Below are 12,890 nucleotides of genomic sequence, written 5' to 3'. Positions count from 1 at the left end.
CTACTCGCCCGCGGCCTGCGCCGTCTCCCCCGCCCGGCGCACCGGCGAGGCGACCATCGAGCCGATCCGGTTGCGGCGCCCGGCCGAGGACTCGGCGGTCAGCAGGATGCCGGTCAGGCCGTCCGCGGCCGGCTCGGGCAGCGGGATCTCGCAGGCCGAGCCGGGGATCGGTACCCGGCCGAGGTGCTTGGCCAGCAGCCCGCCGACGGTCTCGACGTCCTCGTCCTCCAACTCGATGCCGAACAGCTCGCCCAGGTCCTCCACCAGGAGGCGGGCGGTGATCCGGTACGAGCCGTCACCGAGGTCCTCGATCGGCGCGATCTCCCGGTCGTACTCGTCGGTGATCTCGCCGACGATCTCCTCCAGCACGTCCTCGATGGTGACCAGTCCGGCCGTGCCGCCGTACTCGTCGATCACGATCGCGACGTGCGAGCGGCGCTGCTGCATCTCGCGCAGCAGGTCCCCGGCCGGCTTGGAGTCCGGGACGAACACGGCCGGGCGCATCACCGCGCCGACCTCCTCGGCCTCCGCCTCGCGGTTGATGTGGGTGCGGCGCACCAGGTCCTTGAGGTAGACGATGCCGACCACGTCGTCCTCGTTGTCGCCGACCACCGGGATCCGCGAGAACCCCGAGCGCAGCGCCAGAGTGAGCGCCTGCCGGACGGTCTTGTGCCGCTCGATCATCACCAGGTCGGTGCGCGGCACCATCACCTCGCGCACGATGGTGTCGCCCAGTTCGAAGACCGAGTGCACCATCCGGCGCTCCTCGTCCTCGATCAGGTCGTCCTTCTCGGCCAGGTCGACCAGCGCGCGCAGCTCCGCCTCGGAGGCGAACGGCCCCTCCCGGTAGCCCTTGCCCGGGGTCAGCGCGTTGCCGAGCAGGATCAGCAGCCGCGGGATCGGGCCGAGCACCGCGGCCAGCGGCAGCAGCACGAAGGAGGCCGCGGTCGCGGTGGAGATCGGGTGCTGGCGCCCGATCGTGCGCGGCGAGACGCCCACCGCGACGAAGGACACCAGCACCATCACCCCGAAGGCCAGCAGCACGGCCTGCCAGGTCGGGTGGATGTTGCGCACGCACACCGCGGTGACCAGCACCGCGGCCGCCATCTCGCTGGCGACCCGGATCAGGGTCGCCAGGTTGAGGTAGCGGAACGGGTCGGAGGCGACGGCCAGCAGCCGCGCGGAGCCGCGCCGCCCGTTGCGCACGGCCTCCTCCGCCCGGAACCGGGAGACCCGGGAGACGCCCGCCTCGGCGCACGCGGCCAGCCAGCCGAGCACGACCAGCGCCACGGCGCCGAGGATGAAGCTCGTACTCTCACCACTCACAGGGGTTCGGGCTCCGCGCTCAGTGGGTGGTGGGGGCCGGGGAGATGCCGGCGAGGCCGCGGCCCGCCCGCCAGTCGTCCAGGATGCGCTTCTGGAGGGCGAACATCTCCTCCTCCTCCTCCGGCTCCTCGTGGTCGTAGCCGAGGACGTGCAGCACCCCGTGGACGGTGAGCAGCTGGAGCTCCTCGTCCATCGAGTGCTTGGAGGGGGCCGCCTTGCCCTGCTGCTCGGCGACCTCGGGGCAGAGCACGATGTCGCCGAGCAGGCCCTGCGGCAGCTCCTCGCCCTCCTTGCCGGGACGCAGCTCGTCCATCGGGAACGACATCACGTCGGTCGGTCCGGGCAGGTCCATCCACTGGATGTGCAGCTCCTCCATCGCCGCACCGTCCACCAGGATCACGGACAGTTCGGACTGCGGGTGGATCCGCATCTTGTCCAGGGCGAAGCGGGCGACGTCGAGGATGGCTTCCTCATCGGCGTCCCAACCGGACTCGTTGGCGATGTCGATCGACATGACGGGCTGTGTGCTCAGCTTTCGGTGCGATGGGACTGTCGGGGTGCGCGCGCCGCGGCGGTCTTGCCGGGGCGCCGCTGGGCGGGCTTGCGGGGGGCCGGGGTGTTCTCCTCGGCCTCCTGCCGCGCGTCCCAGCGCTCGTAGGCGTCCACGATCCGGCCGACCAGCTTGTGGCGGACCACGTCGGTGCTGGTGAGGACGGAGAAGTGGATGTCCGGAACGCCGGCCAGGATCTCCTGGACGACCTTGAGGCCGCTGCGGGTGCCGCCCGGGAGGTCGATCTGGCTGGTGTCGCCGGTGACCACCACCCGGGAGTTGAACCCGAGGCGGGTGAGGAACATCTTCATCTGCTCGGGCGAGGTGTTCTGGGCCTCGTCCAGAATGATGAAGGCGTCGTTGAGGGTGCGGCCGCGCATGTACGCGAGCGGGGCGACCTCGATGGTGCCGGCCGCCATCAGGCGCGGGATGGAGTCCGGGTCCATCATGTCGTGCAGCGCGTCGTACAGCGGGCGCAGGTACGGGTCGATCTTCTCGTAGAGGGTGCCGGGCAGGAAGCCCAGCCGCTCCCCCGCCTCGACCGCCGGGCGGGTCAGGATGATCCGGTTGACCTCCTTGGCCTGGAGGGCCTGGACGGCCTTCGCCATCGCCAGGTAGGTCTTGCCGGTGCCGGCCGGGCCGAGGCCGAAGACGATCGTGTGCTTGTCGATCGCGTCGACGTAGCGCTGCTGGTTGAGCGTCTTGGGGCGGATCGTGCGGCCCCGGTTGGACAGGATGTTCGCGGTGAACACCTGGGACGGCGCCGGGCTGTCCGGGCCCTCCTCGCGGAGCATGGCGATGGAGCGCTCCACGGAGTCCTCCGTCAGGGGCTGGCCGGTGCGCAGCACCAGCATCATCTCGTTGAAGAGCTTCTGCACGAGGGCGACCTCGGCACGCTCCCCGGTGGCGGTCACCTCGTTGCCGCGGACGTGGATGTCGGCGGCGGGGAAGCCCCGCTCGATCACGCGCAGCAGCGAGTCCGCGGTGCCGAGCAGGGTGACCATCGGGTGCTTCTCGGGGATGACGATCCGGGCGCTCACACGGGCGTCGTCCGCCGGTTCGGGGCGCGACTGTCCGTCGGTACGGGTCTGCGATGTGTCACTCATGGGTCGGCGCTGGGCCTGCCTCATCCCATCCGTGGTGTCGTGTGCCGCTCGGTGTCTCCGGGGCACCAGGGTACGCCGCGAGCGTGATCGCCGCGGCGGGCGGCGGGGCCGCACCCGACGATGCTGCGGCAGATCGCGGGGCGGCGCGAGCCCTTTTCCCGAGGAGGCCTCGCACCGTTCACCGGTGGCGGCGGGCGGGGACGGGCACCCGGGCGAGGTCCTCGGCGAGCACCAGCTCCCCGTCGAAGTGCTTGCGGGCGTCGGCCAGGTGCTGGCCGAGGTCCGGGTAGCGCTGGGAGAAGTGGGTCAGCACCAGGGTGCGCGCGCCGGCCTCGGCGGCGACCTTGGCGGCCTGTCCGGCGGTGAGGTGGCCGTGGTCCTCGGCGAGCTGGGCGTCGGCGTCGGTGAAGGTCGCCTCGACCACCAACAGGTCGGCGTCCTCGGCGAGTTGGTGCACCCCTTCGCAGAGCCGGGTGTCCATCACGAAGGCGAACCGCTGGCCCGGCCGGGGCTCGCTGACCTCGTCCAGGGTGACGGTACGGCCGTCCACCTCGACCGCGCCCTCGTGCTGGAGCCGGCCCACGGCCGGGCCGTGCACGCCGGCGGCGGCGAGCCGCTCGGGCACCAGGCGGCGGCCGTCCGGCTCGGACAGCCGGTAGCCGAAGGACTCCACCGGGTGGTCCAGCCGGACGGCGTCCAGCGCGAACCGGGCGCCGGGCGCGGGCAGCGGGCCGGACTCGTCGATCGGCCGGGGGCGCAGCACCGCGGTCTCGTGGTAGGCGGTGGCGTAGCGCAGCCGCTCGAAGTAGACCTCGCCGGAGGCCGGGAAGTAGACGTCCACCGGGTGCGGGACCCGGTCAAGGTTGATCCGCTGGATCACCCCGGCGAGTCCCAGCGAGTGGTCGCCGTGGAAGTGGGTCACGGCGATCCGGTTGATCTGGGTCGCCGAGACCCCGGCCCGCAGCATCTGCCGCTGGGTGCCCTCACCGGGGTCGAACAGCAGGCCCTCGCCGTCCCAGCGGAGCAGGTAGCCGTTGTGGTTGCGGTGCCGGGTGGGCACCTGGCTGGCGGTGCCGAGGACGACGAGTTCGCGCTGCGACACCTGGGATCAGACCATGCTCTCGGACATCAGCTTCCCGCCGAGCACGTGCACGTGGGCGTGGAAGACGGTCTGCCCGGCGCCCGCACCGGTGTTGAAGATCAGCCGGTAGTCCTCGACGCCCTCGTCCCGCGCCACCGCTCCCGCCTCGGCGATCAGTTCGGCGGCGATCCCCGGCTCGGCGGCGGCCAGCGCCGCGGCGTTCGGGTAGTGGACGTGCGGGATGACCAGGACGTGCACGGGGGCCTTGGGCGCGATGTCACGGAAGGCGAGCACGCGTTCGGTCTTGCGCACCACGGTCGCCGGGATCTCGCCCGCCACGATCTTGCAGAACACACAGTCGGACTGCGGCTCGCCGGCCATCGGATTCTCCTCGGGTCACTGGGTCTTCGCTGACGTGGGACCGTACGGGCGCAGCCTAGCCGAGCCCCGCGACGGCCTGCTGGTACTCCCGCAGGTGCTTCCAGCGCACCGAGCGCATGCCGACGACGTCCCCCTCGGAGATGTCGAAGTCCTCGGAGATGATCACCACCGCCAGGAAGACGAAGCCGACCAGCCAGCGCCGGGTCAGCCGCCAGGTGTTGGGTCGCATCACCCGCTTGCGGCGCACCACCCGCAGGGCCAGGATCCCCTTGCCCACGCTGAATCCGGTCAGCCGGGCGAGCACCACCTGGTTGAGGAACGAGGTCAGCAGGCTGACACCCAGGAACGCCACCCAGAACGGCACCACCGGGCTCTGGACGGCGGCGTGGCCGGCCGCGTGCGCGACGGGCTTGGCGTGTTCCGCGGTCTTGTCGTCGGCGACGGCGGCGGCGAAGCCGACGGTCAGGGCGAGGACGAAGTCGAGCACGATCGCCAGGAACCGCCGCCCGCCACCCGCCTCCCTGGGGCACGGCGGCAGCGCGGGCCGCGCGTACGGCTGCTGGTACGGCTCCTGCTGGTACGGCTGCTGCTGGTACGGCTGTTGGTACGGCTGCTGGTAGGGCTGCTGCTGGTACGGCTGCTGGTACCCCTGCGGCTGCGGCTGCTGCCCGTACGGCCCCTGCCCGTACGGGTTCGGCCCGTACCCCTGCTGCGGGTACTGCGGCGGCGGATATCCCTGAGCCATGGTGTGCTCCCCCGTGAGCTGTCGATCGGATCGCGATCGCGATCAAGAACAGCCCCGCATCCTACCCACGCCCGCGGCGGCGGGAGGCCGGCCCCCGCCTCCCGCCGCCGCCCCCGGCTACGCCCAGGGCAGCGGAGGCGCGGTGCGGGCCGGGGTGGCGGCCAGGCCGTCGAGCGCGATCCGCACGCCCTCGGCCAGCTGGGGGTCCTCGCCGGCCGCCCAGTGGTGCGGGGCGAACGGCACCTCGACGTCCGGGTCGACGCCCCTGTTCTCCAGGCCCCAGCCGTAGTTCTCCAGCCACATCGCGTACTTGGGCTGGGTGACCAGGGTGCCGTCGACCAGCTGGTACCTGCTGTCGATGCCGATCACCCCGCCCCAGGTGCGGGTGCCGACCACCGGGCCGATCCCGAGCGCCTGGATGGCGGCGTTGACGATGTCGCCGTCCGAGCCGGACAGCTCGTTGGCGAGCGCGACCACCGGCCCGCGCGGGGCGTCCATCGGGTAGGGCACCCGGCTGTCGGTGTCCCGGATCGCGTACCAGCCGATGATCCGCCGGGCCAGCTTCTCTATCACCAGCTGCGAGGTGTGGCCGCCACGGTTCTCCCGGACGTCCACGATCAGGCCCTCCTTGGCCATCTCGGTGCTCAGGTCGCGGTGCAGCTGGGCCCAGCCGGCCGTCTGCATGTCGGGGATGTGCAGGTAGCCGAGCCGCCCGCCGGACAGCTCCCGCACCTCGGCCCGTCGACCGGCCACCCAGTCGTGGTAGCGCAGCGCCGTCTCGTCGGCGAGCGGGACGACCACGGGGTGGCGCCGGTCGGTGCCGTCCTTGCCGGCCACGGTCAGCTCGACCGGCTGCCCGGCGGTGCCGGCCAGCAGCGGGGCCGGGCCGGTGACCGGGTCCACCGGGCGGCCGTTGACGGCGAGCAGGGCGTCCCCCGGGCGGATCGCGGCGCCGGGCGCGGCCAGCGGCGAGCGGGCCCGGGGGTCGGAGGACTCGCCGGGCAGGATCCGGCCGATCCGCCACTGCTCGCCGTCCCGGACCAGGTCGGCGCCGAGCAGGCCCTGGCGCCGGGCCGGCTCGGTGTAACGCCCGTACGGGACGACGTAGGCGTGCGAGGTGCCGAGTTCGCCGTGCACCTCCCAGAGCAGGTCGACCAGTTCGTCGTGCGAGCCGACCCGCTCGACCAGCGGCCGGTAGCGGTCCAGGATCCCCGCCCAGTCGAGGCCGCCGAGGTCGGGGCGCCAGAAGTTGTCCCGCATCAGCCGGCCGTTCTCGGCGTACATCTGCCGCCACTCGGCGGCCGGGTCGACGGTCACCCGCAGCCGGGCGAGGTCGACGGCGGTCTCGTCGTCCTCGCCGGAGGCCTTGCGGTCGGACGGGACGATCCGCAGGGCGCCCTCGTCCAGCACGGCCACCCGGGCGCCGTCCCCGCTGACCACGAACCCGTCGAGCCCGTGAACCAGTTGCTCCACCCGGCGCTTCCCCAGGTCGAAGCGCTCCAGCACCGGCCGGGGCCGCTCGTCGTCCAGGGAGGCCGCCTCGTCGCCGAGTTCGCCGAGCAGCGGCGCCCTGGTCCACAGCACCCCGTCCTTGGCGGCGCGCAGCGCGTGGAACCGGCCGCCCTCGACCGGGAAGGGGACGATCCGGTCGGCGATGCCGTCCAGGTCCACCCTGGTGGCCGGCGCGGCCCCCTCCGCCGCCTCCTCGCCGTCCGCCTTCCGGGCCTTCGGCTCGTCCTCCTCCCCGCCGAGCGGGCGCCCGGCCCGCTGCGGGCCGAACGGGGACGGCGTCTCGGCGGCGAGCGTCACCAGGTAGGGGCGGCAGCCGTTCGGGAAGGACAGGCCGAAGGCGTGCGCGTCGTACACCGGGTCGAAGCTGCGCACCGACAGGAAGGCCAGGTAGCGGCCGTCCGCGGTGAAGGCCGGCGAGGTGTCCAGGAAGCGCTGCGAGGTGACCTCGCTGACGGTGCGGGTGGCCAGGTTCGCCAGCACGATCTGGCGCAGCGAGTACGGGCCCATCCGGTGCACCGGGCGGGACCACGCCAGCCAGGCCGAGTCCGGGCTGAACGCCAGCCCGCTGACCTCGCCGTCGGTGCTGCGGTCCAGCTCGTGCACGGCGCCGTCGGCCAGCCCGACCAGCAGCACCCGGCCGTCGTGCACGCCCAGCGCGGCCTGCTTGCCGTCCGGGGAGACCACCAGCGAGTTGACCCGGCCCAGCCGCCCGGCGGCCAGCCGACGCCGCTCGGGGTCGTGGACGGCGGGGGCGTACTCCAGGGCGTCCTCGCCCTCGGCGTCGGACACCCAGAGCACGCCCTGGGCGCCGTCCTCGCCCGGCACCACCCGGACCAGCCGGGCCCGCACCCCCGGGGTCTCGTCCAGCACCCGGGCCGGGCCCTCCCGGTGGGTCAGCCAGTGCACGCTGCCGCGCACCACCACGGCGCTGGCCCGGCCGGTGCGGTCCGGGGCGACGGAGTCCAGCCAGTACGCGGCGGGCACCGGGTGGGGGCGGCGGCCGGCCCGCGACCCGGCCGGCCGGACGTCCAGGCGGCGCGGAACGGCGGTGTCCAGGTCGTCCAGCAGCCAGAGGTCGCCGGCCCGGTGGAAGACCACCCGGGTGCCGTCGGTGGTGGCGTTGCGGGCGTAGAAGCCGTCCGGGTCGGTGCTGTGGCGGCGCAGGTCCGAGCCGTCCGGGCGGCTGGACCACAGCTCGCCGACGCCCTCGTGGTCGGACAGGAAGGCGATCCGCCCGCCCACCCACAGCGGGGAGTCGAGCTGCCCGTCCAGCTCCTCGTGGATCCGGGCGAATCGGTCCTGCCCGATCCACAACTTGCCCGCCCGGCCGCCCCGGTAGCGCTTCCACCAGGCCGGCTCGCGGTTGTTGACGGTCACCAGCAGCACCTGGTCGCCGTCCGGCTCGAAGGCCAGCCCGCCGACCGGCCCGTAGGGCAGCCGGGCCGGCTCGCCGCCGTCCAGCGGCACCGCGTGCGCCCAGCAGCGCCGCACCCCGGGCTCGCCCGCGCCGGTGGTGGCGATCGGGCGCCCGTCGGCCGTCCAGCCCTGCACCCTGGTCTCGGCGTCGCCCCAGTACGTCAGCCGCCGGGACGGCCCTCCGTCCACCGGCACCACGTGCACCTCGGGGGCGCCGTCCCGGGTGGAGGTGAAGGCGATGTGCCGCCCGTCCGGGGAGAACCGCGGATGGTGCACCGGCAGGTGATCGGCCGTCAGCCGCCAGGCCCGGCCGCCGTCCAGCGGGGCGAGCCACAGGTCGTCCTCGGCGACGAAGGCGGCCAGGTCACCGTGCAGATGGGGGTGGCGCAGATAGGCGCCGGCGGAGGTGCTCAGGGAGTCCGTCACCCGGTCAGCGTAGGCAGACGCGGGTACGGGCCGCTCCGTTTTCCGCAGACTCCCGCCGGGCGCACGGGAGTTGCGGGTGGGGTCAGGCCCAGCGGCCGGTGCGCCCCAGCAGCAGCGCCCCGGCGGCCACCCCGGCGGTCGAGGTGCGCAGCACCGACGGGCCCAGCCGGTACGGCTTGGCCCCCGCCTCGGCGAAGGCGGCCAGCTCCTCCGGGGAGACCCCGCCCTCCGGGCCGACCACCAGCACGATGTCCCCGCCGGCCGGCAGCGCGGCCTGCGCCAGCGGCTCGGCGCCCTCCTCGTGCAGCACGGCGGCCAGGGCGGCCCCGGCCAGCAGCGGCGCGAGCTGCCGGGTGGTCATCGCCTCGCGCACCTCGGGGAAGCGCAGCCGGCGGGACTGCTTGCCCGCCTCCCGGGCGGTGGCCCGCCACTTGGCGAGCGCCTTGGCGCCGCGCTCGCCCTTCCACTGGGTGATGCAGCGAGAGGCGGCCCAGGGGACCACCACGTCCACGCCGACCTCGGTCATGGTCTCCACGGCCAGTTCGCCGCGGTCGCCCTTGGGCAGCGCCTGGACGACGACGATCCGCGGCGCCGGCTCCGGCTCCCGCCGCACCGCGGCCACCGTGACCTCGATCGCGTCCTTGCCGAGCACCTGGGCGACCGTGCCGTCCACGCCGAGCCCCAGCCCGTCCGCCAGGGTCACCGCCTCGCCGGCCGCCAGCCGCTTCACCGCCGCCGCGTGCCGCCCCTCCGCGCCGTCGAGCCGCACCACGGCTCCGGGCACGGCGGCGGCGATCCGCTCGGTCTCGACGACGAAGACGGGCGCGGTCATGACGGGAACCTCCGGGGTTGGAACGGAACACGCGGAAGGGGTGCCGGGGACCAGCCCCCGGCACCCCTCCGCTGACGACTACCGGCCGTTGAAGGCGTCCTTCAGGCGCGAGAACAGGCCCTGCTGGCCCGGCGCGAACTGGCCGGACGGCCGCTCCTCGCCGCGCAGCACGGCGAGCCGGCGCAGCAGCTCCTCCTGCTCGGCGTCGAGCTTGCCGGGCGTCTGCACCTCGACGTGCACTATCAGGTCGCCCCGGCCGCCGCCGCGCAGGTGGGTGATGCCCCGCCCGTGCAGCGGGATCGACTGGCCGGACTGGGTGCCGGGCCGGATGTCGACCTCCTCCAGCCCGTCCAGGGTCTGCAGCGGCACCTGGGTGCCGAGCGCGGCGGCCGTCATCGGGATGGTGACGGTGCAGTGCAGGTCGTCCCCGCGCCGCTGGAAGACCGCGTGGGTGGTCTCGGCGATCTCGACGTACAGGTCGCCGGCCGGGCCGCCGCCGGGGCCGACCTCGCCCTCGCCGGCCAGCTGGATCCGGGTGCCGTTGTCCACACCGGCCGGGATCTTGACCGTCAGGGTGCGGCGGGCCCGCACCCGGCCGTCGCCGGCGCACTCGGGGCACGGGGTCGGCACGACGGTGCCGAAGCCCTGGCACTGCGGGCACGGGCGGGAGGTCATGACCTGGCCCAGGAAGGAACGGGTCACCTGGGAGACCTCGCCCTTGCCGCGGCACATGTCGCAGGTCTGCGCGGAGGTGCCGGGGGCCGCGCCCTCGCCGCTGCAGGTGGTGCAGGTGACGGCGGTGTCGACCTGGAGTTCCTTGGTGGTGCCGAAGGCGGCCTCCTCCAGGGTGATCTCCAGCCGGATCATGGCGTCCTGGCCGCGGCGGGTGCGCGAGCGCGGGCCGCGCTGGCCGGCCGCGGCGCCGAAGAAGGCGTCCATGATGTCGGAGAAGCCGAAGCCCGCCGCGCCGGCGCCGAAACCGCCCGCGCCACCGCCGCCGGGCGACAGCGGGTCGCCGCCGAGGTCGTAGACCTGGCGCTTCTGCGGGTCGGAGAGCACCTCGTAGGCGGCGTTGATCTCCTTGAACCGCTCCTGCGTCTTCGGGTCCGGGTTGACGTCCGGGTGCAGTTCGCGTGCGAGGCGCCGGAACGCCTTCTTGATCTCGTCCTGCCCCGCATCCCGTCGGACGCCGAGTACCGCGTAGTAGTCCGTGGCCACCAAATGCTCCGCTTGTTCCGCCTGTAGAAGTGCGACTGGGACACCGCCGCCGGGTTTTCCGACGGCGGCTGCTTGCTACGACTCGGCCAGGATCTGACCCACGTACCGTGCCACCGCTCGCACCGCCCCCATTGTGCCCGGGTAGTCCATCCGGGTCGGACCGATCACACCGAGTTTGGCCACGCTCTCGTCGCCCGAACCGTAGCCGACCGAGACGACCGAGGTGGAATTCAGCCCTTCGTACGCGTTCTCCCGCCCGATCCGGACCGTCATCGCGGCGTCGTTGGTCTCACCCAGGAGGCGGAGCAGGACGACCTGCTCCTCCAGTGCCTCCAGCACCGGCTGGATGGTGAGCGGGAAGTCGTGTCCGAAGCGGGTCAGGTTGGCCGTGCCGGCCAGCATGATCCGCTCCTCGTTCTGTTCGGCGAGCGCTTCGAACAGCGTTGCCAGGACGGTGCTGACGGTCGGCCGGTCGACCTGTTCGAAGGCCGCCGGGAGTTCCTCCAGCAGCCCCGGGACGTCCGGCAGCCGCTGGCCGGCCGCCCGCGCGTTGATCCGCGCGCGCAGATCGGCCAGGACCGTCTCGCCGACCGTGCCCGGGCAGTCGACCATCCGCTGCTCGACCCGGCCGGTGTTGGTGATCAGCACCAGCATCACCTTGGCCGGGGCCAGCGCCACCAGTTCGATGTGCCGGACGGTGGAGCGGGTGAGCGAGGGGTACTGCACCACCGCGACCTGCCGGGTCAGCTGCGCGAGCAGCCGCACCGTGCGGGTGACCACGTCGTCCAGGTCGACGGCGCCGTCCAGGAAGTGCCGGATCGCCCGGCGCTCCGGGGAGCTCATCGGCTTGATCTCGGCGAGCTTGTCGACGAACAGCCGGTAGCCCTTGTCGGTGGGGATCCGCCCGGCGCTGGTGTGCGGCTGGTGGATGTACCCCTCCTCCTCCAGCGCCGCCATGTCGTTGCGGACCGTGGCCGGGGACACCCCGAGGTTGTGCCGTTCCACCAGGGCCTTGGAGCCGACCGGCTCCTCCGTCCCGACGTAGTCCTGGACGATCGCGCGCAACACGGCGAGCTTGCGGTCGTCCAGCTGGCGGACCTCACCGGCCATGGGGCACGCACCTCCGTCTTCGCACGTTGTCGGTCTGTGATGCTGCGAGCCGCTCCGAGGAGGGCCCCGACCCTGGCACTCTGCACACCCGAGTGCCAAAACCGTACCTGCCAGTGTACGGCCCGGGTCCTACCGCAGGAACGGCCCGGCCGGGGTGATCCTGCCCGCAGTTCCGGACGGCCGCACGACACTCCGCGTGCGCGGGTGGTGCCCCGGGGCCGTCCGGGTGGCAGCATCGAAAGCGACGGCGAACGGAGGAGCAAGCAATGTCGAGCTCGGGCCAGCACACCCGTTTCGCGCCCGACCGCGGCCTGACCGGCCGCATGGTCGCGACGATGTTCGTGATCGGGCTGCTGTACGTCGGTTTCACGGGCCTGCTGATCGCGCTGCTGCGCGGGGCCTGGCCGCTGATCGTGCTGATCTCCGGCGGGCTGTTCGTGGCCCAGTTCTGGTTCAGCGACAAGATCACCGAGCGGGCCATGGGCGCCCACCAGGTGACCGAGGAGCAGTACCCCCAGCTGCACGGCACCATCGACCGGCTCTGCGCCCTGGCCGACATGCCCAAGCCCCGCGTGGCGGTCGCCGACAACGACATGCCGAACGCCTTCGCCACCGGCCGCAACCCGCAGAACGCCGTGGTGTGCGTCACCACCGGCCTGCTGCGCCGGCTCGAACCCGAGGAGCTGGAGGGCGTGCTCGCCCACGAGCTCTCGCACGTCGCCCACCGGGACGTCGCGGTGATGACCATCGCCGGCTTCCTCGGCGTGCTCGCCGGCGCGATGACCCGGATCGCCATGTACGGCGGGTTCATGGGCGGCAACCGCAACAGCAACGACCAGAACGCGGCCATCGCGGCGCTGATCATCCCGCTGGTGTCGATCGTCGTCTACGCGATCAGCTTCCTGCTCACCCGGCTGCTGTCCCGCTACCGCGAACTGGCCGCCGACCGGGCCGCCGCCCAGCTCACCGGCCGGCCCAGCGCCCTGGCCTCGGCCCTCACCAAGGTCACCGGGCAGATCGCGGCCATCCCGACCGAGGACCTGCGCAAGTCGCAGCCCTACAACGCCTTCTACTTCGCCCCCGCGCTGAGCGCCAGGGAGACCGCCTCCCAGCTGTTCTCCACCCACCCGACACTGGAGAAGCGACTGGGCCAGCTGGCGAAGATCTCCGAGCAGCTCGGCCGCTGA

At 73.2% G+C, this 12,890-nt stretch carries 11 protein-coding genes; 1 reads left to right on the top strand and 10 read right to left on the bottom strand.

Going from position 1 to position 12,890, the window contains the following annotated elements; all coding sequences use genetic code 11:
- The 10 genes from ACFWIS_RS00655 to hrcA form a co-directional block, all read right to left on the bottom strand.
- The gene (locus tag ACFWIS_RS00655) at window positions 1–1,326 is read right to left on the bottom strand and encodes a hemolysin family protein (RefSeq protein ID WP_380455469.1); all 1,326 of its coding nucleotides are present in this window, start codon (window positions 1,324–1,326) and stop codon (window positions 1–3) included.
- Between the two features lie 19 nt (window positions 1,327–1,345).
- Window positions 1,346–1,840, bottom strand: coding sequence for an rRNA maturation RNase YbeY (ybeY, locus tag ACFWIS_RS00650; RefSeq protein ID WP_380455471.1), 495 nt, complete (start codon window positions 1,838–1,840; stop codon window positions 1,346–1,348).
- Window positions 1,841–1,854: 14 nt separating this feature from the next.
- Window positions 1,855–2,880: a PhoH family protein gene (locus ACFWIS_RS00645; protein WP_380455512.1), complete on the bottom strand. Its 1,026-nt coding sequence runs from the start codon at window positions 2,878–2,880 to the stop codon at window positions 1,855–1,857.
- 280 nt (window positions 2,881–3,160) lie between these two features.
- On the bottom strand, window positions 3,161–4,084 hold the full coding sequence (locus ACFWIS_RS00640) for a ribonuclease Z (RefSeq protein ID WP_380455473.1): 924 nt from the start codon (window positions 4,082–4,084) through the stop codon (window positions 3,161–3,163).
- 6 nt (window positions 4,085–4,090) lie between these two features.
- A complete protein-coding gene (locus ACFWIS_RS00635; protein ID WP_380455474.1) occupies window positions 4,091–4,444 on the bottom strand; it encodes a histidine triad nucleotide-binding protein in 354 nt (117 codons plus the stop codon).
- Between the two features lie 55 nt (window positions 4,445–4,499).
- Window positions 4,500–5,189 (bottom strand): RDD family protein, encoded by a 690-nt coding sequence (locus ACFWIS_RS00630; RefSeq protein WP_380455475.1) that lies wholly within the window; start codon window positions 5,187–5,189, stop codon window positions 4,500–4,502.
- A gap of 117 nt (window positions 5,190–5,306) precedes the next feature.
- Entirely contained in the window at window positions 5,307–8,543 is a 3,237-nt protein-coding gene (locus tag ACFWIS_RS00625) for a S41 family peptidase (RefSeq protein ID WP_380455476.1), read from the bottom strand.
- An 82-nt stretch (window positions 8,544–8,625) separates the two neighbouring features.
- A complete protein-coding gene (locus ACFWIS_RS00620) occupies window positions 8,626–9,375 on the bottom strand; it encodes a 16S rRNA (uracil(1498)-N(3))-methyltransferase (RefSeq protein ID WP_380455477.1) in 750 nt (249 codons plus the stop codon).
- Between the two features lie 78 nt (window positions 9,376–9,453).
- On the bottom strand, window positions 9,454–10,593 hold the full coding sequence (dnaJ, locus tag ACFWIS_RS00615; protein WP_380455478.1) for a molecular chaperone DnaJ: 1,140 nt from the start codon (window positions 10,591–10,593) through the stop codon (window positions 9,454–9,456).
- A gap of 75 nt (window positions 10,594–10,668) precedes the next feature.
- Window positions 10,669–11,703 (bottom strand): heat-inducible transcriptional repressor HrcA, encoded by a 1,035-nt coding sequence (gene hrcA / locus ACFWIS_RS00610; RefSeq protein WP_380455480.1) that lies wholly within the window; start codon window positions 11,701–11,703, stop codon window positions 10,669–10,671.
- A 266-nt stretch (window positions 11,704–11,969) separates the two neighbouring features.
- Here hrcA and htpX point away from each other — a divergent pair, with 266 nt between their 5' ends.
- The gene (htpX, locus tag ACFWIS_RS00605; protein WP_380455482.1) at window positions 11,970–12,890 is read left to right on the top strand and encodes a zinc metalloprotease HtpX; all 921 of its coding nucleotides are present in this window, start codon (window positions 11,970–11,972) and stop codon (window positions 12,888–12,890) included.

It is taken from the genome of Kitasatospora sp. NPDC127060, assembly GCF_042724935.1.
Taxonomy (GTDB): domain Bacteria; phylum Actinomycetota; class Actinomycetes; order Streptomycetales; family Streptomycetaceae; genus Kitasatospora.
The sequence above is the reverse complement of the archived record's forward strand: the minus strand, read 5'-3'. Positions and strand labels throughout refer to the sequence as shown.

Coding starts and splice junctions, on each gene's coding strand:
- ybeY (WP_380455471.1), bottom strand. CDS start 1,840: ATGTCGATCGACATCGCCAACGAGTCCGGTTGGGACGCCGATGAGGAA.
- ACFWIS_RS00645 (WP_380455512.1), bottom strand. CDS start 2,880: ATGGTCACCCTGCTCGGCACCGCGGACTCGCTGCTGCGCGTGATCGAG.
- ACFWIS_RS00635 (WP_380455474.1), bottom strand. CDS start 4,444: ATGGCCGGCGAGCCGCAGTCCGACTGTGTGTTCTGCAAGATCGTGGCG.
- ACFWIS_RS00630 (WP_380455475.1), bottom strand. CDS start 5,189: ATGGCTCAGGGATATCCGCCGCCGCAGTACCCGCAGCAGGGGTACGGG.
- ACFWIS_RS00620 (WP_380455477.1), bottom strand. CDS start 9,375: ATGACCGCGCCCGTCTTCGTCGTCGAGACCGAGCGGATCGCCGCCGCC.
- hrcA (WP_380455480.1), bottom strand. CDS start 11,703: ATGGCCGGTGAGGTCCGCCAGCTGGACGACCGCAAGCTCGCCGTGTTG.
- htpX (WP_380455482.1), top strand. CDS start 11,970: ATGTCGAGCTCGGGCCAGCACACCCGTTTCGCGCCCGACCGCGGCCTG.